The 26,421-nt window shown below is 74.7% G+C and carries 25 protein-coding genes; 15 read left to right on the top strand and 10 right to left on the bottom strand.

The window, feature by feature from the left end; translation table 11 throughout:
- Nucleotides 1-122: 122 nt before the first annotated feature.
- Complete coding sequence (ectA, locus tag CP968_RS31670; RefSeq protein WP_150521251.1) at nucleotides 123-677, bottom strand: diaminobutyrate acetyltransferase; 555 nt, start codon at nucleotides 675-677, stop codon at nucleotides 123-125.
- A gap of 687 nt (nucleotides 678-1,364) precedes the next feature.
- Between ectA and CP968_RS31665 the strand changes: the two genes are divergently transcribed.
- From CP968_RS31665 to CP968_RS31655, 3 genes are all read left to right on the top strand, one after another.
- On the top strand, nucleotides 1,365-1,823 hold the full coding sequence (locus tag CP968_RS31665) for a MarR family winged helix-turn-helix transcriptional regulator (protein ID WP_150521250.1): 459 nt from the start codon (nucleotides 1,365-1,367) through the stop codon (nucleotides 1,821-1,823).
- A gap of 148 nt (nucleotides 1,824-1,971) precedes the next feature.
- Nucleotides 1,972-4,434, top strand: coding sequence for an MFS transporter (locus CP968_RS31660; RefSeq protein WP_483030225.1), 2,463 nt, complete (start codon nucleotides 1,972-1,974; stop codon nucleotides 4,432-4,434).
- A 96-nt stretch (nucleotides 4,435-4,530) separates the two neighbouring features.
- Entirely contained in the window at nucleotides 4,531-5,352 is an 822-nt protein-coding gene (locus CP968_RS31655; RefSeq protein WP_150521248.1) for a YceI family protein, read from the top strand.
- Between the two features lie 106 nt (nucleotides 5,353-5,458).
- Here CP968_RS31655 and CP968_RS31650 read toward each other — a convergent pair whose 3' ends face one another.
- On the bottom strand, nucleotides 5,459-6,295 hold the full coding sequence (locus tag CP968_RS31650) for an SDR family NAD(P)-dependent oxidoreductase (protein ID WP_150521247.1): 837 nt from the start codon (nucleotides 6,293-6,295) through the stop codon (nucleotides 5,459-5,461).
- A gap of 171 nt (nucleotides 6,296-6,466) precedes the next feature.
- On the opposite strand from CP968_RS31650, the gene CP968_RS31645 reads away from it, so the two are divergent.
- Nucleotides 6,467-6,835: a hypothetical protein gene (locus CP968_RS31645; protein ID WP_150521246.1), complete on the top strand. Its 369-nt coding sequence runs from the start codon at nucleotides 6,467-6,469 to the stop codon at nucleotides 6,833-6,835.
- A gap of 181 nt (nucleotides 6,836-7,016) precedes the next feature.
- Entirely contained in the window at nucleotides 7,017-7,541 is a 525-nt protein-coding gene (locus CP968_RS31640) for an SgcJ/EcaC family oxidoreductase (RefSeq protein ID WP_150521245.1), read from the top strand.
- Here CP968_RS31640 and CP968_RS31635 read toward each other — a convergent pair.
- Together CP968_RS31635 and CP968_RS31630 are read right to left on the bottom strand one after the other, a co-directional pair.
- Complete coding sequence (locus CP968_RS31635) at nucleotides 7,504-8,883, bottom strand: sensor histidine kinase (RefSeq protein WP_150521244.1); 1,380 nt, start codon at nucleotides 8,881-8,883, stop codon at nucleotides 7,504-7,506. The two genes, CP968_RS31640 and CP968_RS31635, sit on opposite strands and share 38 nt — an antisense overlap.
- Nucleotides 8,880-9,671 carry a response regulator transcription factor gene (locus CP968_RS31630; RefSeq protein WP_229886913.1) on the bottom strand — a complete coding sequence of 264 codons (792 nt, stop codon included), beginning with the start codon at nucleotides 9,669-9,671 and terminating at the stop codon, nucleotides 8,880-8,882. Before CP968_RS31630 ends, CP968_RS31635 begins: the two co-directional genes overlap by 4 nt.
- Nucleotides 9,672-9,828: 157 nt before the next feature.
- Here CP968_RS31630 and CP968_RS34265 point away from each other — a divergent pair, with 157 nt between their 5' ends.
- Both CP968_RS34265 and CP968_RS31625 read left to right on the top strand, forming a co-directional pair.
- Nucleotides 9,829-9,972 carry a hypothetical protein gene (locus CP968_RS34265; protein WP_167536886.1) on the top strand — a complete coding sequence of 48 codons (144 nt, stop codon included), beginning with the start codon at nucleotides 9,829-9,831 and terminating at the stop codon, nucleotides 9,970-9,972.
- 110 nt (nucleotides 9,973-10,082) lie between these two features.
- A complete protein-coding gene (locus CP968_RS31625; protein WP_150521242.1) occupies nucleotides 10,083-11,114 on the top strand; it encodes an NAD-dependent epimerase/dehydratase family protein in 1,032 nt (343 codons plus the stop codon).
- Between the two features lie 123 nt (nucleotides 11,115-11,237).
- Here the strand turns inward: CP968_RS31625 and CP968_RS31620 are convergent, their stop codons facing one another.
- The 5 genes from CP968_RS31620 to CP968_RS31600 form a co-directional block, all read right to left on the bottom strand.
- The gene (locus CP968_RS31620) at nucleotides 11,238-11,975 is read right to left on the bottom strand and encodes a dienelactone hydrolase family protein (protein ID WP_150521241.1); all 738 of its coding nucleotides are present in this window, start codon (nucleotides 11,973-11,975) and stop codon (nucleotides 11,238-11,240) included.
- 143 nt (nucleotides 11,976-12,118) lie between these two features.
- The gene (locus tag CP968_RS31615) at nucleotides 12,119-12,850 is read right to left on the bottom strand and encodes a DsbA family protein (RefSeq protein WP_150521240.1); all 732 of its coding nucleotides are present in this window, start codon (nucleotides 12,848-12,850) and stop codon (nucleotides 12,119-12,121) included.
- Nucleotides 12,851-13,253: 403 nt separating this feature from the next.
- On the bottom strand, nucleotides 13,254-14,477 hold the full coding sequence (locus tag CP968_RS31610) for an alpha/beta hydrolase (protein ID WP_150521239.1): 1,224 nt from the start codon (nucleotides 14,475-14,477) through the stop codon (nucleotides 13,254-13,256).
- A gap of 129 nt (nucleotides 14,478-14,606) precedes the next feature.
- Nucleotides 14,607-15,710, bottom strand: coding sequence for a sensor histidine kinase (locus CP968_RS31605; protein ID WP_150521238.1), 1,104 nt, complete (start codon nucleotides 15,708-15,710; stop codon nucleotides 14,607-14,609).
- A complete protein-coding gene (locus CP968_RS31600) occupies nucleotides 15,703-16,575 on the bottom strand; it encodes a response regulator transcription factor (protein WP_150521237.1) in 873 nt (290 codons plus the stop codon). The genes CP968_RS31605 and CP968_RS31600 overlap by 8 nt, the downstream gene beginning before the upstream one ends.
- A gap of 114 nt (nucleotides 16,576-16,689) precedes the next feature.
- Between CP968_RS31600 and CP968_RS31595 the strand changes: the two genes are divergently transcribed.
- From CP968_RS31595 to CP968_RS31580, 4 genes are read left to right on the top strand one after another with little or no spacing between them, the layout of a single operon-like run.
- Nucleotides 16,690-17,415 carry a glycosyltransferase family 2 protein gene (locus tag CP968_RS31595; RefSeq protein ID WP_373304139.1) on the top strand — a complete coding sequence of 242 codons (726 nt, stop codon included), beginning with the start codon at nucleotides 16,690-16,692 and terminating at the stop codon, nucleotides 17,413-17,415.
- Entirely contained in the window at nucleotides 17,412-18,032 is a 621-nt protein-coding gene (locus CP968_RS35130) for a TIGR04282 family arsenosugar biosynthesis glycosyltransferase (protein WP_229886914.1), read from the top strand. The genes CP968_RS31595 and CP968_RS35130 overlap by 4 nt, the downstream gene beginning before the upstream one ends.
- Complete coding sequence (locus CP968_RS31585; protein ID WP_229886915.1) at nucleotides 18,029-18,775, top strand: class I SAM-dependent methyltransferase; 747 nt, start codon at nucleotides 18,029-18,031, stop codon at nucleotides 18,773-18,775. Before CP968_RS35130 ends, CP968_RS31585 begins: the two co-directional genes overlap by 4 nt.
- 28 nt (nucleotides 18,776-18,803) lie before the next feature.
- The gene (locus CP968_RS31580; protein ID WP_373304140.1) at nucleotides 18,804-20,300 is read left to right on the top strand and encodes a glycosyltransferase 87 family protein; all 1,497 of its coding nucleotides are present in this window, start codon (nucleotides 18,804-18,806) and stop codon (nucleotides 20,298-20,300) included.
- Between the two features lie 94 nt (nucleotides 20,301-20,394).
- On the opposite strand, the gene CP968_RS31575 is transcribed toward CP968_RS31580, so the two are convergent.
- Complete coding sequence (locus CP968_RS31575) at nucleotides 20,395-21,045, bottom strand: fasciclin domain-containing protein (protein WP_150521235.1); 651 nt, start codon at nucleotides 21,043-21,045, stop codon at nucleotides 20,395-20,397.
- 577 nt (nucleotides 21,046-21,622) lie between these two features.
- On the opposite strand from CP968_RS31575, the gene CP968_RS31570 reads away from it, so the two are divergent.
- The 4 genes from CP968_RS31570 (at nucleotide 21,623) to CP968_RS31555 (ending at nucleotide 26,404) form a co-directional block, all read left to right on the top strand.
- On the top strand, nucleotides 21,623-22,681 hold the full coding sequence (locus CP968_RS31570) for a chitinase (protein ID WP_150521234.1): 1,059 nt from the start codon (nucleotides 21,623-21,625) through the stop codon (nucleotides 22,679-22,681).
- 279 nt (nucleotides 22,682-22,960) lie between these two features.
- Nucleotides 22,961-23,158, top strand: a complete 198-nt coding sequence (locus CP968_RS31565; protein ID WP_150521233.1) for a thiazolylpeptide-type bacteriocin — start codon at nucleotides 22,961-22,963, stop codon at nucleotides 23,156-23,158.
- A gap of 79 nt (nucleotides 23,159-23,237) precedes the next feature.
- A complete protein-coding gene (locus tag CP968_RS31560) occupies nucleotides 23,238-23,426 on the top strand; it encodes a thiazolylpeptide-type bacteriocin (RefSeq protein ID WP_150521232.1) in 189 nt (62 codons plus the stop codon).
- A gap of 98 nt (nucleotides 23,427-23,524) precedes the next feature.
- A complete protein-coding gene (locus CP968_RS31555; RefSeq protein WP_150521231.1) occupies nucleotides 23,525-26,404 on the top strand; it encodes a lantibiotic dehydratase in 2,880 nt (959 codons plus the stop codon).
- The last annotated feature ends 17 nt before the right edge of the window (nucleotides 26,405-26,421 follow it).

Raw genomic sequence — 26,421 nt, 5'->3', positions numbered from 1 at the left:
GCGCGAACGTGCGGGCGCCCGGGCGTGACGGCGCGCGGCCCGCACCCGCGGTCCCGTCCCTCGCGGGCGGCGCGGTGGGCCGGCGGCGGGTGGGGACGGCCGACGGGTGCGGACGGCCGAGGTCAGCGGGCCGGCAGCGCGATGCGGTGGAGCACCTCGGCGGCGTGCCCGTCGCCCTCGGGGAAGTGCCCGGGCGCGAAGAGCACCTCGCGGGTGAGCGTCGCTCCGTGGCGGTCGGCGTACGCGGCGAACAGGCGCTCCGAGGCGGTGTTGCCGGGTTCGATGGTGGTCTCCAGGCCGCGCAGGCCGCCGGAGCGGCGGGCCTCGCGGGCGGTCAGCCCGTCGAGCAGCGCTCCGGCCACGCCCTGCCCGCGCAGGGCCTCGTCGACGGCGACCTGCCACACGAACAGGGTGCCGGGGGCCTCGGGCCGCCGGTACGCGCTGACGAACCCGACCGGCTGCCCGCTCATGTCGCGGGCGACCGCCGAGGTGCCGGCGAAATCACGGCACCAGAGGAGGTAGCTGTACGGGGAGTTGAGGTCGAGGACCTTCGAGTCGCGGGCTATGCGCCAGAGGGAGGCTCCGTCTCCCGTGTCAGGGCTGTCGAGTCGCAACTCCCCGGGAAGGCCGGGGAAGCCGCTTCGGCTGCGGTCGAGGTCTGCGGGTGCAGTGGTCATGCCGAGGGAAGTTACCCAGAGCGAACAGAAAATGCATCGGGCGTCAGGGTTCCGTGTTGCAACGGGACGTGATAGATGGCAGGACCTCAACAGACCCGTTGATCGATCACCCTGGCGCCCTAAATGTCAGGTTTTCAGATGACATAACACCCCAGCCTGGGCGAATATAACGAGACGATAACTCCTTCGTGAATGAATGGAGTTGCCTCTGTAACCGTTGCAACGTCACACACCGTTGACCGTTTCACCCTCGCGGCACCGGGCAGGAGCGGCCCCGCACGATCGCTCACCCGACCGCGGCCGGGTGAGCGGACCGCACCCGCCGACCGACGGCGGGCGCCGAGCACGGTCACCGACCGCAGCCGCCGACCGCACCCGCCGACCCGAACGGGGCGGCCACCGCCCTCACGACTCCGCCCGAGCGACGGCTCCCGCAAATCTGTGCGAACGCGACCCCTCCCGCCGAACAAACGCTCCCCCACTCGCGCCACCCAAGCCACACACCCCACACCACCATGGGGTATGTGGACTGGCACTCCCTCTCGCCCCGACACCTGCCCTCACCTGCAAGTTTACGTTCGCCAATGCTTGCCTTTGTCAACTTTTTAGCCCCGCACTCTCCTTTTAGTTTGCCTGGAGCAACCAACTACTTCTACGGTTGCCCAAAGCAACGAAGCGGGAGGCGCGATGGCCGGACAGGCGCAGTACGAGGAGCTGGCCCGCGAGCTCAGCGCCATCGGCGCCGTGAAGCGGGACATGGGGCGCATCCTGCCGCAGGACTGCCCGGCGGCATCGGCCGCCGTGCTGACACTGCTCGGCCGGCACGGCGACATGCGGATGAGCAGGCTCGCCGAGCTGCTCTCCGTCGACATGTCGGTGACCAGCCGCCACGTCGCGCACGTCGCGGACCGGGGCTGGATCGAACGGCTCCCCGACCCGGCCGACAAGCGCTCCCGCATGCTGCACCTCACCGCCCCGGGACAGGAGCAGCTCGACGAGCTCTCCCGCCGCACGTCGCGGCTGCTCGCGGACCGGCTGAGCGACTGGTCGGACGACGAGGTCGGCCGGCTCGTCCAGCTCATGACCCGGCTGCGCGAGAGCTTCGGCGACTGCCGCGCCACCCCCCAGCGGCCCGTGCACGCGTAGCACGCGACAGAACTGATCACCCGTACACCCGCATAAGAACGTAAGGAAGCCCATGGCAACGACCACACCAGCCGGTGTGCGGGGCTCTCACGCCAAGCCCGGAGGCGCCCACAGCGGCGGCCACGGCGGTGGCCACGACGACGCTCCGATGACCCACCGGCAGATCATGGAGGCGCTGTCCGGGCTGTTGCTCGGCATGTTCGTCGCCATCCTGTCGTCGACGATCGTCTCCAACGCACTCCCCCAGATCATCGGCGACCTGGGCGGCGGCCAGTCCGCCTACACCTGGGTCGTCACGGCCGCGCTCCTCTCCATGACCGCCGCCACCCCCCTGTGGGGCAAGCTCTCCGACCTGTACAGCAAGAAGGCGCTGGTACAGATCGCACTGGTCATATACGTCCTGGGATCGGCCGCCGCGGGCCTGTCCCAGAACGCCGGCATGCTCATCGCCTGCCGCGTGGTCCAGGGCATCGGCGTCGGCGGCCTGTCCGCCCTCGCGCAGATCGTGATGGCCGCGATGATCTCCCCGCGCGAGCGCGGCCGCTACAGCGGCTACCTCGGCGCGACCTTCGCCGTCGCCACCGTCGGCGGCCCGCTGCTCGGCGGCGTCATCACCGACACCGACTGGCTCGGCTGGCGCTGGTGCTTCTACGTCGGCGTGCCCTTCGCGGTCATCGCGCTGATCGTGCTCCAGAAGACCCTGCACCTGCCCGTCGTCAAGCGCGAGGTCAAGGTCGACTGGAGCGGCGCGTTCTTCATCTCGGCCGCGGTCTCGCTGCTGCTGGTCTGGGTCACCTTCGCGGGCGACAAGTACGACTGGATGTCCTGGCAGACGCTCGCGATGGTCGGCGGCTCGATCGTCCTCGGCCTGCTCTTCGTCTACATCGAGTCGCGGGCCAGCGAACCGATCATCCCGCTGCGCCTGTTCCGCAACCGCACCATCGCCCTGTCCTCGATCGCCTCGCTCTTCGTCGGCGTCGCGATGTTCACCGGCACCGTCTTCTTCAGCCAGTACTTCCAGCTGGCCCGCGACAAGTCCCCGACCATGTCCGGCGTGATGACGATCCCGATGATCGCGGGACTGTTCGTCTCCTCGACCGTCTCCGGCCAGGTCATCACCAAGACCGGCCGCTGGAAGGCGTGGCTGCTCTGCGGTGGCGTGCTGGTGACCGCGGGCCTGGGCCTGCTGGGCACGATCCGCTACGACACCGAGTACTGGCACATCGCCGTCTTCATGGCCCTCCTGGGCCTCGGCATCGGCATGATGATGCAGAACCTGGTGCTGTGCACGCAGAACCAGGTGGCGCCGTCCGACCTCGGCTCGGCCAGCTCCACGGTCACCTTCTTCCGCTCCCTCGGCGGCGCCATGGGCGTCTCCGCGCTCGGTGCGGTCATGGCCAACCGGATCAGCCACTACGCGCAGGACGGCCTCGCCACCCTCGACCCGAAGTACGCGGCCGCCGCGGCCTCGTCGAGCTCGGGCGGCAGCATCCCGGACATGGACAGCCTGCCCGGCCCGCTGCGCACCGTGATGGAGAGCGCGTACGGCCACGGCATCGCGGACGTCTTCCTGATCGCCGCGCCGCTGGCCCTGATCGCCTTCCTCGTCACGATCTTCATCAAGGAGGTCCCGCTGCGGACCTCGGGCGGTCTGGCACAGGCAGCGCAGGACGGCCCCGGGGACGCGGCGGCCGCCGAGACCGCCGGTACCCGGGTCCCCCGGCAGGCCGCGGCCCCGGCCACGGCCGGCCCCGGGAGCGCGACCGCGCGCGCGGCCGGCGATCCCGTGACAGCACAGCAGCCGGCCGCCGACGCCGCGGTGGCGAACGAAGGGGCGGACCTGATGGACGGTGGAATTCCGGTGGGCGGCCACGTACGCGGCTCCGAGAGCGCGCCCGTACCGCGGGCGGCGGTGACCCTGATCTCCCTCGCCGGACGGCAGCTGGGCCGGTCGGTGGCGCAGGACGACGGCTCGTACACGGTGCACGCGCCCGGCGCGGGCTCGTACGTCCTGATCGCCTCCGCCGACGGCTTCCAGCCGCAGGCCTCGACGATCCTCGTGAACGGCGAACCCGTCGCCTACGACATCCTGCTGAGCGGCACGAGCGGGCTCGGCGGCCTGGTCCGGGCCGCCGAGAGCGGGGCGCCGGTCGTCGGTGCCATGGTCATCGTGACCGACGTGCGCGGTGACGTGCTGGCCACCGGCACCACCGGTGAGCAGGGCGAGTTCACCTTCGCCGACCTGGTCCCGGGCTACGTGACGATCGCGGTGAACGCGGCCGGGCACCGCCCGACGGCCCTGCCCGTCGAGGTCGGCGGCGCGGGCGTCACCCGGGTCGAGGTCGAGCTCACCTCCGGGGCCCAGCTCCAGGGCGTCGTACGGGCGCCGGGCGGACCGCTCGGCGACGCGCGGGTCACGCTGGTCGACGCGGCCGGCAACGTGGTGGCCACGGCGCGGACCGGTTCGGACGGCGCCTACGCCTTCACCGACCTGAACGGCGGCGAGTACACCGTCATCGCGACGGGCTATCCGCCGGTGGCCACGGCGCTGACCCTGTCGGGGCGCGGCGTGGACGGCCACGACATCGAGCTCGCCCACCCCGGCGAGTAGGCGGTCCCGGCCCGCGGGGCGTGCGCGTACCGCGCCGCGTCCCGCGGGCCGGGCCTCCTCGGCCGGTCGGACACGCTGCACAGGGAGAAGAACGGGATGGCACTGACCGCACGGATCCGCACGCGCGACGGATGGGCCGTATCGCACGCGGTCGTCACGGTGACGGACATGACGGGTGCGCAAGTGGTGCGCGCCGAGGCCGACGGGGACGGCGCGGTGCGCGATGCGACCGCGCTGGAGCCGGGGGCGTACACGGTGATCGTCACGGCGCTCGGGTACGCGCCGGCCGCGTCGAGCGCGATCGTGACCGCGAGCGGGCGCACCGAGATCGGCAACGTGGTCCTCGCCCGGCAGGGCGGCACCGAGCTGCCGCCGCCGGGGCCGTGGACGGTCGATCCGGCGCACTCCTCCGTCGGGGCCGTCGCGCAGCACCTGGGCATCTCCAGCGTGCACGGACGGTTCACGGAGTTCGCGGGCCGCATCTGGATATCACCGGACGAGGTGTCCGCGTCGCGGGTGGAGGCGGTGATCCGGGCGGCCTCCATCGACACGGGCAACGCCCTGCGCGACGGGCACCTCAAGTCGCCGGACTTCCTGGACGTGGAGGCGTACCCGGAGCTGACGTACCGGTCGACGGGCCTGACCCCCGCCGGTTCGGACCGCTGGACCGTGCACGGCGAACTGACCATGCACGGTGTCGTGCGCCCGGTCGACCTGGACCTCGCGTACCTCGGTACGGGCGCCGACCCGTGGGGCGGCACGCGGGCCGCGTTCCGTGCCACGGCGGAGCTGCACCGCGAGGACTTCGCGATGCACTACAACCAGGTGGTCCAGGCGGGCATCGCCGCGATCGGCACGAAGCTCCGGGTGGAGCTGGACGTACAGGCGGTGCAGGGCGAGGCGCTGCCCGCGATGTGACGCGGGGGCCGCACGCGCGCGGTGTGACGGACCGGCGCGCGCGGCCGTCGGGAGCCCGGGGTGGAGCGGCACGAAGGTGCCGCTCCACCCCGGGCTCCGTCCGTCCTCAGGCGGGCGCCGCCGGCCGGACGAGGGCGCGGGCCGCCGCGAACTCCTCCCGCGCCGCCGCCTCCGCCGCCTCCAGGTAGAGGTAGGCGTCCGCGCCGACGGGCACCCGCAGGGGGGTCGGGCCGTCGGCGGCGACGAGGGCCAGCACGGCGTCGGCGAACTCCTCCGGTCTGCCGAACCCCGTGTTGTCCTCCATCGACCGGAAGTCGCCGAGCATCGCGCCGGTGGCCTCCGCGTAGACGGGCAGGCGGTGTGCGGCCTCCGCGAGGGAGGCTCCGTACCGGGTGGCGTAGACGCCCGGCTCGACGACCGTCACCCGCACCCCGAACGGGGCGGCTTCGGCGGCGAGCGCCTGGCTCATCCCCTCCAGGGCGTACTTGCCGGCGACGTAGGAGGCCAGGCCGGGAACGGCCATGCGGCCGCCGAGCGAGGAGACGTTGACGACGTGGCCGCGGCCCTGGGCCCGCATCAGCGGCAGGACCAGGCGCGTCAGGCGCCAGGGGCCGACGAGCAGGGTCTCGACCTGGTCGCGCAACTCGGCGTCCGACACCTCCTCGACCGTGCCGAACAGGCCGCCGCCCGCGTTGTTGACCAGGACGTCGATGCCACCCATCCGCTCCGCGGCCATCCGGACGGCCTCCTCGCACTGCGCCGGATCGCGCAGCTCCAGCGCGATCGGCGTGATGCGGCCGGGCCACTCCCGGGCCAGTTCGTCCAGCGCGGCGGTCCTGCGCGCGGTCACCGCGACCTCGTCGCCGGCCCGCGCGGCGGCCGCGGCCAGCGCCCGTCCGAGCCCCGAGGAACACCCTGTGACCAGCCAGCGACGACGCTCCATCATTCCCCCTGTCGACGTCCGTACCGGCCGCCATGGTCACCGGGCCGGCCGTCCCGCCGACAGCCCCCGCCACCAGCGTGCGGGAGCACGACGGGCGCGGGCCCCGCGCCCTGCGCGCCCCCCGCGGTGCCGGAGCTCGCGGCCGCCGGGCAGCGCGGCTATCCTCCGACGGTGGAACGCGCAGAGGTTCTCAAGCGAGTGATCGGCATCCTCACCGAAGCCCAGGAGATCCGCCGGGCGGCCGAAGCCGGGGAGGAGGCCGACGACGGGCCCGCCACCGAAGCGGGCGTGGCCACGCACCTGTTGAACGAGATGCTGCCCTCCATCAGGGTCCCGGCCGAGGCCACCCCGCAGGAGGTCGCCCGGCTGGTCGCCGAGGCGCTCGGGCCGGCGCTGCACACGATGGTCGCAGGTTTCAGCCTGGCCTTCACCAGTCTCGCCATGGCCCACGACGGCGGGCGGACGGACGTCACCTCGCTCGAAGTCCTCCAGGAACTCGCCCTGGAAGTGGAGACCGGGACGTACGACGAGGGCCCTTAGGCCCCGTCGTGGAACCCCGCCGGGGCGGCCGGCCGCGATGTTGTCGTCGCCCTTGCGCTGCCTTGGCCGTGTGCTGTCCTGACGCTACCCGCGATTGACGAGGGTGGGGTTGTCCACCAGGTCCCCGGAATTCCCGGGCCGCCTGGCCGGCAACCCCCCATCGAAGACGCAGGAGTTCCCCATGAAGCACACCTCCCCCCGCCGTACGGCGCTGGCGACCGGCGTGGCCCTGGTCGCGGTGCTGGGCGTCACCGCGGCCGTCGGCACCACGGCGTCCGCGCAGTCCGGCGGCCCGTCGGCGCACGACCGTCCGGGCAAGCCCTCCGAGCAGCAGATCGCGGCCCTGTTCGACCAGTGGAACAAGGCGCTCGCGACCGGCGACTCCCGGAAGGTCACCGCGCTCTACGCGCCCGACGCGGTGCTGCTGCCCACGGTCTCGCCCCGCATCCGCACCAACCACGCTGAGATAGCCGACTACTTCGACGAGTTCCTCGCGAAGAAGCCCAGTGGGAAGAAGCTCCGCACGGTGGTCGAGGTGCTCGACGCGGACACGGCCATCGACACCGGCCTGTACCGCTTCACGCTGACGGACAAGGCGGGCAAGACGTCCGAGGTCGACGCCCGCTACACCTACGTGTACGAGAAGACCGGCGGCAAGTGGCTGATCGTCAACCACCACTCCTCGGTGCTGCCTGCCGCAAGCTGATCCGTACGCACAGTCCGCGGCCGGGGGCGTCCGCCAGCGCGGCGCTCCCGCCGTCGTCCGTCACCAACTGCTTGACGATGGACAGGCCCAGGCCGCTGCCGCCGCGTCCCGTCAGGCCCTGCCCGCGCCAGAACCGGTCGAAGGCACGGGCCCGTTCGGCCTCCGTCATCCCCGGCCCCTCGTCCAGCACCTCCAGCAGCACCACCTCGCCGTCCTGGACCGCCCGTACGGTGACGGCGGCGCCGTCCGGCGACACCTCCAGCGCGTTGGACAGCACGTTGTCCAGGACCTGTTCCAGGTGGCCCGGGCTCGCCAGCACCCGCAGCCGCTCGTCGACCGGTCCGGCCGTGAACCGCACGCCCCGTTCGTCGCCGGCTGCGCGCCACACGTCCAGCCGCTCCGCGATCAGGTCCCGCACCGCGACGGGTTCGGCCGCCGAGGTCCGGGCCTCGGCGCGGGCCAGCGCCAGCAGGCCGTTGACGAGCCGGCTCATCCGGACGACCTCGCCGGTGGCCTGGTCCACGTCCTCCCGTACGAAGTCGTCGTCCACGCCGTCGGCGATGTTGTCCAGGGAGAGCCGCAGCGCGGTGAGCGGGGTGCGCAGCTGGTGGGAGGCGTCGGCGATGAAGATCCGCTGGGCCCGGAGGAGGACGTCGAGGCGCTCGGCGCCGGTGTTGAGGGTGTTGGCGAGGGTCTGGGTCTCGGGCGGCCCGGTGACCGGACTGCGCGCGGTGAGGTCGCCGTCGCCGAACTTGCTGGCCATGTCGTTGAGCTGGCGCAGCGGCCGGGTCAGCCTGCGGGCGAACATGGCGCCGATGGCGGCGGCTATGGCCAGGACGCCGAGGGCCAGGATGGTCCGGAAGCCCCAGATCCGCCAGAGCCTGCTGTTGAGGTCGGCCGTGGGGTAGCTGATGCGCACGGCGCCCACGGTCCGCCCGTCGTCGGCGACGGCGGGCACGGTCGTGACCAGTCCGTCCGCGCCCCCCAGGGCTTCGGCCGGACCCCAGCTGGTGGTGACCCCGCCGTTCAGGGCCCGGGTGAAGGCGGCGTCCGCGGACCCGTCCGGGAGGGGCAGCGGCGGGACGGCGCCGCCGTCGGCGGAGAGCACGTCGGCCACGCCCGGGGTCTGGTCGCGGTAGGCCCGTGCCAGCGTGGTCAGTGCCTGGCGGGAGGGGCGGTCGCCGGCGGCCAGCAGCAGGGCCATCGTCTCGGCCTCGCGGTGGACGGACTCCTCGGTGTCCTCCCGCAGTTGGGCGGTGAGGGTGAAGGCGACCGGCACGGTGAAGGCGGCGAGGGCGACCGCGACCAGCAGGACGTAGCTGAGGATCAGCTGCCGGATCATCCGGCGTCCCCCGCGCCCTCCGCCACCGCCTCCCGGGACGGCTCCGGCTCCCGGGCCGGATCCGCTTCCCGGGCCGGGTCCGCTTCCCGGGCCGGGTCCCGCGGCCCGGGTATCGCGACCGGGTCGACCATGAGGCGGAAGCCCACGCCCCGGACCGTCTCGATGGTGACGGCTCCGGCCAGTTTGCGGCGCAGCGCGCCCACGTGGACGTCCAGGGTCTTGGTCGGGCCGAACCAGTTGGCGTCCCAGACCGCTTCCATGATCTGCTCGCGGGTCATCAGCGCGCCCGGCACCTCGGTGAGGAAGGCGAGCAGGTCGTACTCCTTCGGCGTGAGCAGGGCCTCCTCGCCGTTCACGTGCACCCGGCAGGCGGACCGGTCCACGGTGAGCCTGCCGTGGACCTCGGGCTTCGCGGCCTGGCCCCGGTCGCCCTCGGGCGGCCTCACCCGCCGCATGACCGCGCGGATGCGCGCGATGACCTCCCGGACGCCGAAGGGCTTGGTGACGTAGTCGTCCGCGCCGAGTTCCAGCCCCACCACCCGGTCCGTCTCGTCGCTGCGCGCGCTGATCACGATGATCGGCACGCCGCCGCGCGCCCGCAGTTCGCGGCACACGTCGAGCCCGTCGGTGTCCGGCAGGCCGAGGTCGAGCAGCACCAGGTCGGCGGGGCCGGCGCGCAGGGCGTCCTGGCCGGTGCTGACCCAGTCCACCTCGTAGCCGTAGCGGATCAGGCCGCGGCGCAGTGACGCGGCAACGGGTTCGTCGTCTTCTACCAGCAGTACGCGCACGGGCCCAAGGCTACGCGGCGCCCGGCGCCGCCCCGCCGCCGGTGCCGCTGCCGCCGTCCGGCGCGAAGCCCGTGCCGCCGGGGCGGGTTCGCGCATCGACGGCGGCGCACGGGGTACGCGCGGGAACAAGGTTCAGCTTCAGGGAAGGAAGCACGCCATGGCCGGTCTGCTCGCCAAGCTCAAGGATTTCCGTCGCACCCCGCAGGGCGCCAGGGCGGAGGCGTCCGTGCGTCGGGCCGCCGCCGATCCGCGCAAGCGGGCGCAGGCGATGCGGTTCGTCGACCGGCTCCGCCGGCGCTGACCCGCCGGGGCCCGCCGAAAGGGGCCGGGCCCCGGCCCCTTTCTTACGGAAGGGTGACGTACGGCCCGGTGGCGTGCCCGCCGCCCGCCGCGCGGCATAGCGTCGCGGGCATGCGTGTACTGGTGACGGGCGGAGCGGGCTTCATCGGCTCGCACATCGTGGCGGAACTCCTCGGCCGGGGGCACGACCCGGTGGTGTTCGACCTGGCGCGGGGCGGCCGGGACGTGCGGGACGCCCGGGCCGTGGCCGAAGCCCTGGCCGGCGTGGACGCGGTCTGCCACCAGGCGGCCCGGGTCGGGCTGGGCAAGGACTTCGGTGACGCCCCCGGCTACGTCTCGGCCAACGACCTCGGCACCGCCGTCCTGCTCTCGGCGATGGCGGGGGCGGGCGTGCGGCGGCTGCTCCTCGCCGGGTCGATGGTCGTCTACGGGGAGGGCCGCTACGCGTGCCCCGCACACGGGGCGGTCCGGCCGGGCCCGCGCGCCGAGGCCGACCTGGCGGCGGGCCGGTTCGAGCCGCGCTGCCCGCACTGCGGCGCCGACCTGGTCCCGGGTCTGGTGGGCGAGGACGCGCCGATGGACCCGCGCAACGTCTACGCGGCGACGAAGCTCGCGCAGGAGCACCTGGCCTCCGCCTGGGCTCGGGCCACCGGCGGCCGGGTCGTCTCGCTGCGCTACCACAACGTCTACGGCCCGGGCATGCCCCGGGACACCCCGTACGCGGGGGTGGCCGCGCTGTTCCGCTCGTCGCTGGCCAGGGGCGAGGCGCCGCGCGTCTTCGAGGACGGCGGGCAACGGCGCGATTTCGTCCACGTACGGGACGTCGCGGCGGCCAACGCCGTGGCGCTCGGCGCCCTGCCGGACGGACCCGGCTTCACCGCCTACAACGTCGGCAGCTCGGATCCCCGTACGGTCGGCGAGATGGCCGCGGCACTGGCCGCGGCGTGCGGCGGCCCGGCGCCCGTCGTCACGGGCGAGTACCGGCTGGGGGACGTCCGCCACATCACGGCCGACTCGGCGCGGCTGCGCGCGGAACTCGGCTGGACGCCGGCGGTCCCGTTCGCGGCCGGAATGGCCGAGTTCGCCGCCGGAGACACGGCCTGGTGCGCCGACCGGGAAGGATCACCGGGGTCGGTGCGCTGAACGAGGCTGCCGGTGGGCGGGGAGGCCGGGCACGACGAAGGCTCGGACATCGCTCAGCGGGTGCGACCCGATGCGTGGTCGGCGCAGTGACCCCGCAGCAGGACGCCGGGCTGTTCGCCCGGGTCATGCCGCCGGATCCTCCGTCACCGGCAGGCACTCGTCGAGCAGGTCGACGACGTCGCGCCAGGCTCGCTGCGCGTGCCGCGGGTGGTGGCCGACGCCGGGGACCACGGGGTGGTCGACCGGCGGGTGGTGGAACGCGTGCAAGGCGCCGCCGTAGACCACGAGGCGCCAGTCGACGCCCGCGGCCCGCATCTCGGCCGTGAATGCGTCACGTTGCGCGGCCGGCATGATCGGGTCTTCCGACCCGACCCCGGCCCACACCGGGCAGCGAATGCGCGCCGCTTCGCCCGGTCGGCCCGTGGTCAGTGCGTTGACCGTCCCGATCGCGCGCAGGTCGACGCCGTCGCGCCCGAGTTCCAGCCCGACGGCGCCCCCGGTGCCGTAGCCGACGACGCCGATCCGGTCGGGGTCGGTCCGGGGCTCGGTGCGCAACACGTCGAGTGCCGCACGGCCGATGTCCCGCATCCGGTCGGGGTCGGCGAGCAGCGGCAAGCAACGGGCCAGCATCTCCTCGGGGTCGCCCACATAGCGCCCGCCGTGAAGGTCGAAGGCCAGCACCACGTAACCCAGCTCGGCGAGAGCATCGGCACGGCGGCGCTCGACGTCGCTGAGCCCCATGCCCTCCGGCCCGAGCAGCACCGCGGGCCGGCGGCCGACCCCGGCCGGGAGCGCGAGGTGCCCGACCATCGTCAAACCGTCCGCCGGGTACTCCACCGTACGCGTCGTGATCGTCGTCATGAGACCGGACCGTAGCGCTCGTCGAACCCGGTTCGGTCGTCGTTCCGCCGCCGGCAGAACGGCGCGCGTGCCCCTCGTCTCCCTCTGGAGCACGGTGACGCGCCGCCCAGAACGGGCTGGTTGGCCCGCGTCGGAGACGAGCCCTAGCTCCGGGTCGATTGCAGGAGCCGGTCGAACGACTCCCTCTCGAAGAGCCAACCGAACAGCTGCTCCGGGACCCGGGTGCCGTCGACGGCGACCGTGGGGGTGCCGGGGCCGCGCGGGTCGTCGCCTCCCGCTTGCTCGTACGCCTTCTCCGACGCGGTGACGAAGTCCTGGTACTTCATCGTGGCCACCGCGGAATCGAAGCTCTCGCTCCGCAGCCCCTCGACCTCGTCGGCGAGTTGCAGCAGCGAGGCCGTGGTGTAGCCGCCGGTGCGTTCGGTCCTCGGCATGTTCGCGAAGATCACCCCGTGGTATTCGGTGAACTTGCCCGCGTCCAGCGCCGCGCGAAGGGCGTTGACCGCCCTCTTCGATCCGTCGCCGCCCAGGCGGTCGTCCTTGAACGACGCGAAGGTGTACTCGGTCCTGGCCTCGCGGCGCAACGTCATCTCACGGAGCGCCGGGGCGCCGGTCGCCTCGAACTCCTCGACGACCGGGCAACGCGGGTCTTCGTACAGCCGGACCGCGGTGGTCGCGACGGGGTCGCCGACGACGATCGTGGTCCCGTCCGCGGCCAGTTGCTCCGGCAGCTCCCCGACCCCCCTGTACGCCACCGGCCTCGGCGCGCCGGCGCCCTCGTCATCCGCGGACCGCGCCGTCGGCGCGCAGCCCGCAACCACCAGTACGGCGATCGCGGCCGCGACGGTCGCTGAAGGCCCTCTTGCGTTGTTCACCTGCGAATTCCCTCCCCATTTCCGCGCTGACCATAAGCCCTTCCGCTCACGAACCGCACCGCGTTTTCAGCCGCCGAGGGCCCCGGGCCACCCCCGGCCCGGGCAGGGCGACCCCGGCAGTCCCCGCACGGCCGGGCCGTCCCCTTCGGCTCGCGGCCGGTCGGCTCGGCGCGCTGCTCCCGGCTCGCCCGCACCGGCAGGAGGTCGGCGCACCGGACGCCGGACCTGATCGCACCGGACTGCCCATCGCCGGCAGGCAGGTGACAGGGGCGGCACGCAGAGCGTGCCGCCCCTGTCAGGATTCCATCACCGGTGCGCAGCGCCGATCAGCGGTACGACCAGGCGGAGCACTCGTCGGGCTGGAGGCTGACGGCCCGAGCGGGACGGGAAGGACCGACGGGCGTTAGGGAAGCCGTTCGATCAGCCAGGTGCTCAGTTCTGCCGTGATCTTCGTGTGCTCCTCGTTCTCGGTGGCCAGCACGAACTCGTCGAACTCGCTCTCCTCCGGAGGGAGGTCGTCGACGGATACGTACAGGTCGGCCTGCGTGTCGATGTCGCGCACGCCGACCGCGCTGACCGAGGGGACGAAGCAGTGGCTGCGGATCGGATCGTTCACCCCGAGGCCGATGATGCCGTTCAGCGTGTCGGCGAGGATCCCGAAGCCGTCCAGCGTGCCGCCGGGGGCGCCGTCGACGGCGGGCAGGCCCGGGGCGTGGACCTCGGCCTTCTGCGAGGTGATGACGCGCAGCGTGGCCACGAGGGATTCGGTGCCCGTCGGCTGGGTGCGCAGGTCGGTGCCCGTGATGCCGAGCCCCCTGCCCTCGACGGCGGTCTCGCCCGCGTCGATGCCGTTGCCCACGCCCGTGCCGACCCCGTTGGCGAGGGCGATCTTGCGCGGGCGCAGGGGCCAGCTCCCGACGCTCTCCAGGGCGGCGAGGAAGTCCGTGCGCTCCTGGCTGACGGCGGGGGCGTCCTCCCAGGTCTCGATGTGCCAGCGCAGCAGCTGCCGGGCGGCCGGGCTGTTCATCTGGTCGGAGAACCGCGGGTCCAGTTTGCGGATGTAGTGCGCGAACGCCTGGAGCGCGAGGGGGATGTACGCGCCGCGGTGCGGGCTGTCCCACGAGAAGTAGAGGGCGGTCTGGTGGTCCATCCGCTCGGTCTCCAGCTTGGCCAGCGCGTACCGGGTGACCAGTCCGCCCATGCTGAAGCCGCCGACGACCAGGGGCTCGTCGCCGAGGCGTTCCGCGATGGCGCGCCGGATCGCCGCGACGGCGGCCTGCGCGTTCACCAGGATGGAGGCGCTGCGCTCGGTGAAGCCGAGCAGGATGACGTCCCGCCCGGCCCTGCGCAGCGAGCTGATCAGCGGGTGGTTGCGGGTCTCCAGGCCGGCCCAGGAGAACTCCAGGGTGCTGGGGCCCGAGTTGAACCCGTCGGCCAGGATGATCGGCTTGACCAGGCCGTGCTTGCTGTTGGCGAGGTACACCCAGGCCGTGCCGTGCGGCAGCTGCCACTCGGCGTCCGGCTTCGGCGGCGCCTCGGCGGGGAGTTCGCGGGGGCCGGCGGCCAGGACGACGGGCGGAGCGGCGGCCAGGGCACTGGCGGTCTGCAGCTCGGACGGGTCGCTCATGCTGATCCCTTCAACGGTGGACACGGAAGGCCCCAGCATGGGCACGCCGGGTGGCCGGCCGGGCGGGGATCAGGGCAAGTTGACCCGTGTGAGCGAGCGCTTTCCGGACAGCCCGCTCGGAGCCGCGGGTCAGGCGGGGAGGGTCAGTTCGAAGCGGCAGCCGCCGGGGACGTTGCGCACGGCCGCGTGTCCCGCGTGGGCCTCCACGATGCCGCGGACGATCGCCAGGCCGAGGCCGGCGCCGGAGGGGGGCGTACGGGCGGGGGTACCGCGCCAGCCGGTGTCGAAGACGCGCGGGAGGTCCTCCTCGGGGATGCCGCCGCAGGCGTCGGTGACCGACAGGACCACGGACCCGGCGCGGCGTTCGGCGGCGATGGCGACCGTGCCGTCGGCCGGGGTGTGGCGGATGGCGTTGACGAGGAGGTTGGAGAGCACCCGGGTCATCTCCTTGCCGTCCACCTCGACCGGGAGCGGGGCCACGCCCTCGCCGACCAGGTGCACGCCGTGCTGCCGGGCGAGGGCGTCGGCGCCGGCCAGCGCGTCGCCGACCAGGTCGTACAGGGACATGCGGGTGGGGCTCAGGCTCAGGGCTCCCGCGTGTATCCGGGACAGTTCGAAGAGGTCCGTGACCATGGAGTTGAGCCGGTCCACCTCCGCCCGCATCTGCCGGTGGTAGCGGGCCGGATCGTCGGCCATGCCGTCCTCCAGCGCCTCCGACATGGCGCGCAGGCCCGCCAGCGGGGTCCGCAGGTCGTGCGAGATCCAGGCCACCAGCTCGCGCCGCGAGGTCTCCAGGGCGAGTTCCCGCTCCCGCGAGGCGGCCAGGCGTCCGCCGGTCAGGGCCAGCTCGCGGGCGAGGGCGACGAGTTCGGCGGGGGCGGGCACGGCCGGCGCCGTGAAGGTGCCCGCCTCCCCGAAGTCGCGTGCCGCGACGACCAGTTCGCGGCAGCGCAGCACGACCTGGCGGCCCAGCAGCAGGGCGGTGGCCAGCGAGACGGCGGCGGCCATCGCGACGACGGTGGTGACCACGGCCAGGTCGTGGGAGGACAGGAACATGGCCCACGCGACGGTGAGCGTGCCGGCCAGCATCGCGGACACCGCGACGGCCGCGACCACCGCCAACGAGACGGCGATGCTGCGCCGGCGCAGCAGGCGCAGGGCTGCCGCCCCCAGCAGGCCGGCGGCGCACGCGCCGAGCAGGGCGTACAGGGCGATCAGCAGGAGGTCACGCACGGCCGTCCTCCGTCCCCGCTCCGGCCGGACCGGCCGCGGCGGCCGGTCCGCTCCCGGCGGGCCCGACGACACCGGCGTCCGGCGCGCTCCCGACCGGCCCGGCCACCGCTTCGAAGCGGTAGCCGGCGCCCCAGACGGTACGGATCAGCTGCGGGTTCGCCGGATCGTCCTCGATCTTGCCGCGGAGCCTGCGGACGTGGACGGTCACCGTGGACAGGTCGCCGAACTCCCAGTCCCAGACCTCGCGCATCAGCCGCTCGCGGTCGCACACCTGTCCCGGGTGGCGCATGAAGTGGGCGAGGAGGTCGAACTCGCGCAGGGTCAGGGCCAGCTCGGTGCCGTTCTTCGTCACCCGCCGCGCGGCCGGGTCCAGGACCAGTCCGGCCGCCGTGAGCCGCACACCGGGAGGTCCGCCCGGTCCGGCCGCGGAGACGCCGGCCCGGGCCCTGCGCAGCACCGACCGCACGCGCAGGACGAGCTCGCGGGGGCTGAAGGGCTTCGTGACGTAGTCGTCGGCGCCGACCTCCAGGCCGAGGATGCGGTCGTCCTCGTCCCCGCGCGCGGTGAGCATGACCACCGGCACCGGGAGGGCGGGGGCACCGCCCTCCCGGGCCCGCAGCCGCCGGCACACCTCCAGCCCGTCCATGCCGGGCAGCATCAGGTCGAGGACGACCAGGTCGGGCCGGTCCTCGGCCGCGGCGCGTAGGGCGCCGGGCCCGTCCGCCTCCCGCCGCACGGTGAAGCCGGCCCGCTCCAGATAGCCGGCCACGACCTCCGAGACCGTCGGGTCGTCGTCGACGACGAGGACGCGGCCCGCGTCCCGGGGCCGGACCGTGTCCGCGCCGCGCTCATTGCTGGATGCCATGGCTCAAGGGTGACACCGCGCGGCCGGCCCCGTGCCGCGCCGAGGGGCCGTACGGCGCGGTGTCCGCGTTTCGTAAGGTCCGGGAGCCGCGTTCCGCGCCCCGCGGTTCCTACCGTGGGGAGGGTGACTTCCTCCGCATGTGCTCCGCCCCGCGCGGACCTCGTACTGCCCTGCCTCGACGAGGCCGATGCCCTGCCCTGGGTACTGGCCCGGGTACCGGCCGGCTGGCGGGCCATCGTCGTCGACAACGGCTCCACCGACGGGTCCGCCGACATCGCCCGCGCGCTGGGCGCGACCGTCGTGCACGAGGGCCGGCGCGGTTTCGGCGCGGCCTGCCATGCCGGACTGCTGGCCGCGCGGGCCGACTTCGTCTGCTTCTGCGACTGCGACGCCTCCCTGGACCCCGGCCTGCTCGCCCCGATGGCCGCTCGGGTCGCGGCGGGCGAGGCGGACCTGATGCTCGGCCGCCGCCGGCCCCGGGGCCGGGGCGCCTGGCCGGCGCACGCACGGGCGGGCAACGCGGCGCTCGCGCGGATGCTGCGCCGCCGGACCGGCCTGCGGCTGCACGATCTGGGCCCGATGCGCGTGGCCCGCCGCGAGGCGCTGCTCGGGCTGGAGCTGACCGACCGGCGCAGCGGCTACCCGCTCCAGATGGTCGTGCGGGCCGCCGACGCGGGCTGGCGGGTGGCGGAGACGGACGTGCCGTACCTGCCGCGCACCGGGAGGTCCAAGGTCACCGGTACCTGGCGGGGGACCTGGCACGCGGTGCGGGACATGCGCCGGGTCCTGGCCGAACCGGCACACGTCTTGGGCGCACCCGCCGAGGAGGCCTCGGCGTGAGCACCCTCCTGGTCATCGCCAAGGCCCCGGTCGCGGGACGCGTGAAGACCCGGCTGACCACGGTGTTCACCCCCGGACAGGCGGCCGAGCTGGCCCTGGCCGCGCTGCGGGACACGCTGGCCGCGGTCGTGGCCGCGCCCGCCGCGCGCCGGGTCCTGGTCCTCGACGGGCAACCGGGGCCCTGGCTGCCGCCCGGCGTCGAGGTCGTCCCGCAGTGCGGCGGCTCCCTCGACGCCCGCCTCGCGGCGGCCTTCGACCTGGCCGGCGGGCCGGCGCTGCTGATCGGCATGGACACCCCGCAGGCCACCCCCGAGCTCTTGGCCCGGGGGCTGGACTTCGGGCGGGCGGACGCCTGGTTCGGGCCCGCGGACGACGGCGGCTTCTGGGCGCTGGGGCTGGCCGAGCCGCGTCCGGAGCTGCTGCGGGGCGTGCCCATGTCCGTACCGCACACCGGGGCGGTGCAGCGGCGGCGGCTGGCGGAGGCCGGGCTGGTCGTGCGCGACCTGCCGGAGCTGTGCGACGTGGACACGCCGGCCGACGCGGCCCGGGTGGCGGCGCAGGCGCCCGGGACCCTGTTCGCGGCCCGGTACCGCGACCTGTGCGCGGTGCGCCGGTGACGGCGGCCCGGCTGGCGGGCCCGTCGCCCCGCGCGTGGCAGGCCGATCCGTACGCCGACGCGTTGCGCGCCGGCCGCGGGCCGCTCTTCCTGCGCCGCGGCGACGGGTGGCTGCTGCCGCTGGAGGTCGAGCGCTGGTGCGCGGACGCCGACCCGGCGGACGGCACCGTCCTCGCGCGCTGCACGGGGCCCGTCCTGGACGTCGGCTGCGGACCGGGCCGGCTGGTCGCCGCACTCGCCCGGCTGGGACACCCGGCGCTCGGGGTGGACGTCACGCCCGCGGCGGTGGAGCGCACGGTGGGGGCGGGGGGCAGCGCCCTGTGCCGGTCGGTCTTCGACCCGCTGCCCCGCGAGGGCGGTTGGGGCACGGTCCTGCTCATCGACGGCAACATCGGCATCGGCGGCGACCCGGCCCGGCTGCTGCGGCGCGCCGCCCGGCTGGCGGCGCCGGGCGGCTCACTGCTCGTCGAGGTGGCCGGAGCCGACGTGGACGAACGCGTCGAGGTGCACGTGGACGACGGCCGGGGCGGTCACGGGGCGCCCTTCTGGTGGTCCAGACTCGGCGCGGACGCCCTGCGCACCGCGGCGCAGGACACCGGCTGGGCCCCGTACACGGCCTGGCGGTCGGCGGGCCGGCACTTCGTCCACCTGCGACGCCGGCCGCAGGCGCGCGACGGCGGCCTCCGGGCGAGCGGCCGGAACACCTTACGGAACCCGGACGCGCAGGGCGCCGGTCCCCGCTGAACGGCCGTCACCTGGAACGCTTCCCCAGGTGAACCCCCGTCCCGTCCCCCGTCCCGCCGGCCCGGCTCCCGATCCGTCCCCCGGCACCGCCCCCGCCCGCGGCGCCCGCCGCGCCCGCCCCGGCCCGACGGTCGCGGCGGGCGCCGCCGTGGCCGCGCTCGTCGGCGCCCTGGTCCTGACCTTCCGGTACGGCGGCCAGGCCGCCGGCCCCGTCGGCCTGTTCGGCCGGTACGCGGCCTGCTGGGCCCTCTTCGGCCTCGCCCTGCTCGCGCTGCGCCGCGTCCCGGCCTCCCGCGTGCTGCCGCTGCTCGTCGCCGGCGCGGTGGCCGTCACGGTGACGGGGCTGACCGCGCCGCCCCGTACGAGCACCGACTCCTACCGCTACGCCTGGGACGGCCGCGTGCAGTCCGCCGGCATCTCCCCGTACGACCACGCGCCGCAGGCCCCGGCGCTCGCCCGGCTGCGCGACCCGTGGCTCTTCCCCACCGGCGCCGCCTGCCGCGGCCCCGACCTCGCCCCCGTCCCCCACACGGGCGCCGTGCCCCACTGCACGCGCATCAACCGGCCCTCCGTCCACACCATCTACCCGCCCGTCGCGGAGGCCTACTTCCTGGCCGTCGACCGTCTCTCCCCCGCCGGAGCGCGCCACACCCCGCTCCAGGCCGGCGCCGGCGTGCTCGCCCTCGGGGTGGCCGGCGCGCTCCTGCTGGTCCTGCGCCGCCGGGGCGGCGACCTGCGCGGGGCCGCGTACTGGGCCTGGTGCCCGGCCGTCCCCGTCGAGGCCGTCAACAACGCCCATGTCGACGTGCTGGGCGTGCTCCTGACGGTCGTCGGCCTCGGTCTCGTCGCCGCACGCACCCTGGGCCGGCGGGCGGCCGGCGGGCTGTTCCTCGGGGCCGCCGTCGCCACCAAGCTGATGCCGGCCGTCGTCCTGCCGGGGGCCCTGTCGGGCGTACGGCGTCCGCGCGAGGCGGCCGCGGTGCTGCTGCCCGCCGCCGCGTTCACCGCGCTCGCCTACCTGCCGTACGTCCTGCTCTCACACGGCTCGGTCTTCGGCTACCTCGGCGGGTACGTCGCGGAGGAGGGCTACGACGACGCCTCGGCCGGCTCCCGTTACGCCCTGCTGCGCCTGCTGCTCCCGGACGCCTGGGCGCTCCCCGTGCTGCTGGCCGGCGTCGCGGGCCTGTCCGTGTACGTGATGTGGCGCGGCGATCCCGCACGGCCGTGGAGCGGGGCGCTCCTGGTCACCGGCTGGGCCTTCGTGCTGCTCACCCCCGGCTATTCCTGGTACGCCCTGCTGCTGATCGCCCTCGTGGCCCTCGACGGCCGCTGGGAATGGCTCGGCGTCGCGCTCGCGGGTGCGGCCGTCTACGTGCTGGGCCCGCGGTTCGGGTTTCCGGCGCCGCTGGCGGCGCTCGCGTACGGGGCGGCGCTCGCGCTCGTGCTCGCGATGACGGCGGTGCGCGCACGGAGGGAGCGGCGACGGCCGCGGCGCGGGCCGGGCGGCGCGGCGGCGCTCCCCTGACCGAGCGGACGGCGCAGGACCGGGACGGGACAGGCCGGTGGGCCGGTCACCGCGCGATGCGGTGACCGGCCCACCGGCCTGCTGGAGCGGGGTCCTACTTGGGCATCAGGACGGTGTCGACGATGTAGACGGTGGCGTTGGCGGTGGGCACGTTGCCGCAGACCACGTTCGACGTGCCGTTGACCTTGTAGGCCTCGCCCGAACCGGCCGTGGTGAGCTTGGTCTTCTCCAGCGTGTCGAAGGAGCCGTTCTCCAGCTGCTTCGGCGTCAGCTTCTGACCCACGACGTGGTACGTCAGGATCTTGGTCAGCATCGCCTTGTCCGCCAGCACCTTGTCCAGGTCCGCCTTCGGGATCTTCGCGAACGCGTCGTTCGTCGGCGCGAACACCGTGATGTCCTTCGCGTTGTTCAGCGTGTCCACCAGACCCGCCTGCTTCACGGCCGCCACCAGCGTCGACAGCGCCGGGTTGTTCGACGCCGCCGTCGCCACCGGGTCCTTCGCCATCCCGTCGAACGACCCCGCACCCTCCGCCGGAACACCCGCACACGCCGCACCGAACGGCTTGTCCATCGCCATCGCCGGGTCCGACGAGGCGGTGTCCGGGTTGGCGCCGTCCGCGCTCGCCGAGGCGGAGGGAGCCGCGTCGGAGGACTTGGCGTCCTCCGAGCAGGCGGTCAGGGCGAAGGGCAGGACGGCCGCGGTGGCGACGGCGAGGGCGGTACGACGGAAACGAAGCGCATTCACGGTGTACTCCAAGGGGGAATCGGAAATCGGAACCTGCGGACGTACGGAAGCGAGTCCTGGGGCGAGCCGGAGCGACCGGCGGACGCCGGGGGCGACCGCCCCGGCGGCGGCCTCCTCCGGCCGCGCCGGGGCAGGGCCGTGGGCCGCGGTGCGTGCGCCGCGTGTGCCGGTCCCTCCGTGGATGCTCACGGACTGCATTCGGCGCCCTGCGTCCGCCGGATGGGTCCTTCCTCGGATCAAGTGAAGATCTCTTGCCGTGTTGACGCCGGAACCCCGCTCGACGCGTCCACCGGAGCCCGTGCGCACGTCCGTGCCGCCGGGGGCGTGACCCGGGCGGCCGGGCGTCGTTGAAGGCTTCGGTCAGCGAAGTGCAGCACAGGAAGTCCCGGGAGCCCGAGCCCCGGGACTTCGTGCCGTCCGGCCCGGCCCGCGTCGGCGGCCCCGCACCCCGCCGCCACGACGGCCCTCACCCCGGGACTTGGTCCAGACCTATTGACCTCCGGTCTAGACCTCCCTACTGTCTTCCACCACCCCACGCACCTCCCAGGGTTCCCCACAGTCCAGGAGGCACCTCACCATGCTCCGTCGCACCGCACGACTCCTGACGGCGTGTCTGGCCACCGCCGCCGTCCTGCCCACCCTGCTCGGCGCCGCCCCGGAGGCCGCCGCTCCGCTGGCCGACACCTGCGCGGTCAAGTCACGGCCCACGGGCAAGGTGCTCCAGGGCTACTGGGAGAACTGGGACGGCGCCTCGAACGGCGTCCACCCGCCCCTCGGCTGGATCCCCATCACCGACAGCCGCATCCAGAGCCACGGCTACAACGTGATCAACGCGGCGTTCCCGGTCATCCGCTCGGACGGCACCGTGCTGTGGGAGGACGGCATGGACTCGACGGTCAAGGTGGCCACCCCGGCCGAGATGTGCCAGGCCAAGGCCTCCGGCCAGACGATCCTCATGTCCATCGGGGGCGCGGCGGCCGGCATCGACCTGAGTTCGAGCGCCGTCGCCGACCGGTTCGTCGCGACCGTCGTGCCGATCCTGAAGAAGTACAACTTCGACGGGATCGACATCGACATCGAGACCGGCCTCGTCGGCAGCGGCAACATCAACACGCTGTCCGCCTCGCAGGCCAACCTGATCCGCATCATCGACGGCGTGCTCGCCCAGATGCCCTCGAACTTCGGCCTGACGATGGCCCCCGAGACCGCCTACGTCACCGGCGGCAGCGTGGCGTACGGCTCCATCTGGGGGGCGTACCTGCCCATCGTGAAGAAGTACGCGGACAACGGCCGCCTGTGGTGGCTGAACATGCAGTACTACAACGGCAGCATGTACGGCTGCGCGGGCGACTCCTACGCGGCCGGCACGGTCCAGGGCTTCACGGCGCAGACCGACTGCCTGAACAAGGGGCTGGTGGTGCAGGGCACCACCATCAAGGTCCCCTACGACAAGCAGGTCCCGGGACTGCCCGCCCAGCCGGGCGCGGGCGGGGGCCACATGGCGCCGAACCTGGTGGCGCAGGCCTGGAACAAGTACGGCAACGGGCTCAAGGGCCTGATGACCTGGTCCGTGAACTGGGACGGCTCGAAGAACTGGACGTTCGGCAACAACGTCAAGGCCCTCCAGGGCCGCTGACCCGTCCCCCGTACGGCACGACCCGCGGCCCCGCGCCGGCCCCCGGAAGGGGGCCGGCGCGGGGCCGTCGGCGTTCCCGCCCGCGGCCGCCCGTCGGACCCGGTCCCTGCGTCCGCTCCCGGGGCCGGGCTGGACCGACTCTCCAGAGAATTTATAGCCGCCTGCGACAGCGTTCGTGCCGGGCCGTACGCGCGCGGCCCCGGCCCGGGTGACCCGGTCCGGGGGCGGGGCGTCCGGTCCGGCACCGCCGACACCCGCCCATGACCCCCGGGAGACCGCATGTCCGACCGCGACAGCGCACGCACGCCCGAGTTCGCCCTCCAGGACCTTTCGCTGGACCTCGGCGACCTCAGCGTCACCTCGATGAGCGACACCGTGGCCCTGCCGGAAGGAGGGGCCTCCTGGGGCACCTGCTCCTGCCAGGGCTCCTCCTCCTGCGCCCACCCGCAGCAGAACGTGGGCGAACTCGCGGGCTGACCACCGCACACCACCCGGCGCCGCGACCGGTGCGGGCGCCGGAGCCACGACCACGGCCGTCCGACCGAAGGAGAACTCCATGATCCGAGCCACCTCGGCAACGCGCTTCGAACTCGACGAACTCGACCTCGACCTCGGCGACCTCACCGTCACCTCGATGAGCGACACCGTGGCCCTGCCCGAGGGAGGCGCCTCCTGGGGCACCTGCTCCTGCCAGGGCTCCTCCTCGTGCGCCCAGCCCGACCAGACCGGAGTACCGGTGCCGTAGGGCCGCTCCACCGCACCACCCGCACGTCGTGACGCCTCCCGCCGCACCTCGTGTGCGGCGGGGGGCCCGCGCGTCACCACGGACAGGACGGGAACCCCATGCCGCAGCCCCAGCCGCGCCGGACAGCCGGAGCCGCGGCCCGCGCCACCGCCGACGCCCCGGCGGCTCCGACGACCACCCCGCCGAACGCGGCCACCGAGCGGCCCACCGCCGCATCGGCGGCCGGGGCCGCGGGCGGGGGCCGAGGGGCCCGCTCCGCGCCGTACGCGCTGGTCCGTGCCACCGTGCTCGCGTACCCGGCCCAGCAGCCCGCGGCGGCCCGGTTCCGGGCCCTGCTCGCCCGGCTCCACCGGCTGGACGCCCGGCTGGCGCGGATCACGGCCCCGCTCTGCGACGCCCTGTACGACAGCCGCGGCACGCACCCGGCCGACTTCCACCACGCCGTCGTCCTTCCGCTGCGCCGTGCCCTGCACAACGGCCGCCCGCCCCGGCCGGCCCTGCTGGAGCGGCTCGGCGACCTGCCCGCACGGGTGCCGCCGCTCGCCCGCTGGCTCGCCCTCCGGGCCCGTCGCGAGGCGCTCCTCGCGGAGTTGGAGGCAGCCACGGGGCCCGCGCTGGACACGGAGCGCGCGGCGCTGGCCGCCCTGTGCCGCGAGCCGGCCCTCGGCAAGGCCGTCGCCCTCACCAGCGGGGACCTGCTGCGGGCGGTGACGCGGGCCGGCACCGGCGCCACCGACCGCAGGGCCCGCAAGGAGGAACCCGCCGTCCTGCGCTACGCCTTGCGGGCCAGCACCAAGACGAGCCCGCTGTCCTGGTTCACCGCGGTCGGCTGGGCCGTACCGGGCGGCGGCGCCGCACACCGTGCCGGAGCCGCGGCGCCCGGGTCGGGCGACGGCGGGCCCGCCGCCTGGGGAGCGGCGCCGGTGTTCCGGGGGCCGTTGCACTCCGTCGTACGGGTCAACCGCACGCTGACCACCGCCCTCGCCCTCGCGCTGCTGGACGATCCGGACCGCCGGGCCGGGCTCCCCCACCGCATCACCAGCACCGCGCGGCCCGCCGGTGACGGCCGGGCGGCGTACTCCCGGGACCGGACCGTCTTCGCCGGGGGCCGCTACCTGGTCGCCGAGGAGGACGAGGCGGAGCTGCCCTTCGGGGGCCCGCTGCGGCTGGTCACCGAGCGGGCCGAAAGCCCGCTGCCGCTCACCGGACTGACGCGGCTGCTCGCGACGGCGCTGACCGGGCCCGGCGACGGGGGCCCCGGTGCGGCCGGGGCCCGCGCGGCCGCCACCGGCTTCCTCGGCCGGCTCGGCGAGGCCGGGCTGCTGGTGCCCGCCGATCCCGTCCCCCCGCAGGACCGCGACCCGGTGGGCCGCCTCGCGGCCTGGCTGCGCACCCCCCGCCCGACGGACCCGCACCCCGACGCACCCCCGCACCCCGACGACGCGGCGCCGGCGGACCGGGTCGAGGAGCTCGGCCGGCTGACGGACGCCTTCGGCCCGGCGCCGGCCGCCGAGCGCCCCGCCCTGCTCGCCGACCTGTCGCGGGGGTGGCGGAGCGCCCTGGCGGACGCCGGCCGCCCCGTGCCGTCCTCGGCCGCCCCGCTGAACGTGCTCTCCGAGGACGTCGTGGCCGCACGTCCGCTGCCCGTCGAGGGCTTCCTCGACGACGCGGACCATGCCGCGCTCGGCGAAGTCACCGCGCTGGCCGAGCTGTTCGACCTGGGCCACCTGGTCCGGCGCCTGGTCCGCGACCGGTTCGTGGAGCGCTACGGGCCCGGCGGCACCTGCCGGCACCCGTGGGAGTTCGGCGCGGCCGTGGCCGGGGCCTGGGAGGCCGCCGGGCGGATCGCGGCGCTCTCCCCGCGGGACCGCGGCCGGTTCCCCAGCGGCTGCGACGCCCTCGCCGCGCTCCGGGCCGAGGCCGTACGGACCACCCGCCCCGCCTCCGACGGCGACCCCGCCGTGGACGAGGCGGTGCTGCCCGTGGACTTCGTACGCGGCCTCGCCGACCGGCTCCCCGACTGGAGCGCCGAACGGCCCCTCGGCTACGCCTACTTCCTCCAGCGCGCCCCCCGGCCGGCCGCGCATCCCAGCGGCCCGGCGGGCCCCGGGCCGCTGGCCGTCAACCACGTGTACGGCGGGTGGGGCCGGTTCACGAGCCGGTTCCTGGACGCCCTGGACCCGCGTGCCCGGGCCGAGGTGTCCCGGCAGGTCAGGCGCGGGCTCGGGCCCGGCGCGCGGGCCGCGCAGATCCGCCCGGTCGGCGGGTTCAACGCCAACCTGCACCCGCTGCTCGTACCGGACGAGATCGGGCACGACCGGCGCCACGCCCCGATCGGCGAGGCCGACCTGGACCTCGTGCACGACGAGGCCGCCGACCAGGTCCGCTTCCGGCTGCGGGCCACCGGCGAACACCTCGACGTGCTGTACCCCGGCTTCCTCGCGCCTGTCCTGCTGCCGCGCCGCATCGGCGCCCACCTGGCCGACCATCCGCACGGGGCCGTCGACTTCGCCGCGCTCGTCCCGCGCCACCGGCTCGATGCCCCGGGCGGCGCCGTGACCCGTACGGCCCGGCTGCGCCACCGGCACCTGGTGCTCCGGCGGCGGCGCTGGCTGCTGCCGCCCGACGTGGTGCGGGCGCTGCGCGCCGACCTGGGCAACGACACCGTCCCGGCGGCGGCGACGGCCCGCTGGCGGGCCCTGCTGGACCTGCCCGAGCAGGTCTTCCTGCACCCGGCGGCCGGCTCAGCGACCGGGCGGGCCGCCGACGACTTCCTGACCGGACTGAGCCGCCCCAAGCCGCACCTGGTGGACCTGGGCAACGCGCTGCACCTGCGCTGCCTCACCAAGTGGCTGTCCCGGCACGGTGACGCGGGCGCGGTCCTGGAGGAGGCGCTGCCCGCGCCCGGCGCCCTGACGGCCCCGCGGCACGCGGTCGAACTGGTGCTGGAGGTCTACCGGCCCGGACGGTCCCGATGAACCACCACCCGACGACA

The organism is Streptomyces subrutilus, from assembly GCF_008704535.1.
Taxonomy (GTDB): Bacteria; Actinomycetota; Actinomycetes; order Streptomycetales; family Streptomycetaceae; genus Streptomyces; species Streptomyces subrutilus.
This window is presented reverse-complemented; position numbering and strand designations above follow the sequence as displayed.

Coding starts and splice junctions, on each gene's coding strand:
- ectA (WP_150521251.1), bottom strand. CDS start 677: ATGACCACTGCACCCGCAGACCTCGACCGCAGCCGAAGCGGCTTCCCC.
- CP968_RS31665 (WP_150521250.1), top strand. CDS start 1,365: ATGGCCGGACAGGCGCAGTACGAGGAGCTGGCCCGCGAGCTCAGCGCC.
- CP968_RS31660 (WP_483030225.1), top strand. CDS start 1,972: ATGACCCACCGGCAGATCATGGAGGCGCTGTCCGGGCTGTTGCTCGGC.
- CP968_RS31655 (WP_150521248.1), top strand. CDS start 4,531: ATGGCACTGACCGCACGGATCCGCACGCGCGACGGATGGGCCGTATCG.
- CP968_RS31650 (WP_150521247.1), bottom strand. CDS start 6,295: ATGGAGCGTCGTCGCTGGCTGGTCACAGGGTGTTCCTCGGGGCTCGGA.
- CP968_RS31640 (WP_150521245.1), top strand. CDS start 7,017: ATGAAGCACACCTCCCCCCGCCGTACGGCGCTGGCGACCGGCGTGGCC.
- CP968_RS31635 (WP_150521244.1), bottom strand. CDS start 8,883: ATGATCCGGCAGCTGATCCTCAGCTACGTCCTGCTGGTCGCGGTCGCC.
- CP968_RS34265 (WP_167536886.1), top strand. CDS start 9,829: ATGGCCGGTCTGCTCGCCAAGCTCAAGGATTTCCGTCGCACCCCGCAG.
- CP968_RS31625 (WP_150521242.1), top strand. CDS start 10,083: ATGCGTGTACTGGTGACGGGCGGAGCGGGCTTCATCGGCTCGCACATC.
- CP968_RS31620 (WP_150521241.1), bottom strand. CDS start 11,975: ATGACGACGATCACGACGCGTACGGTGGAGTACCCGGCGGACGGTTTG.
- CP968_RS31610 (WP_150521239.1), bottom strand. CDS start 14,477: ATGAGCGACCCGTCCGAGCTGCAGACCGCCAGTGCCCTGGCCGCCGCT.
- CP968_RS31600 (WP_150521237.1), bottom strand. CDS start 16,575: ATGGCATCCAGCAATGAGCGCGGCGCGGACACGGTCCGGCCCCGGGAC.
- CP968_RS31570 (WP_150521234.1), top strand. CDS start 21,623: ATGCTCCGTCGCACCGCACGACTCCTGACGGCGTGTCTGGCCACCGCC.
- CP968_RS31565 (WP_150521233.1), top strand. CDS start 22,961: ATGTCCGACCGCGACAGCGCACGCACGCCCGAGTTCGCCCTCCAGGAC.
- CP968_RS31560 (WP_150521232.1), top strand. CDS start 23,238: ATGATCCGAGCCACCTCGGCAACGCGCTTCGAACTCGACGAACTCGAC.
- CP968_RS31555 (WP_150521231.1), top strand. CDS start 23,525: ATGCCGCAGCCCCAGCCGCGCCGGACAGCCGGAGCCGCGGCCCGCGCC.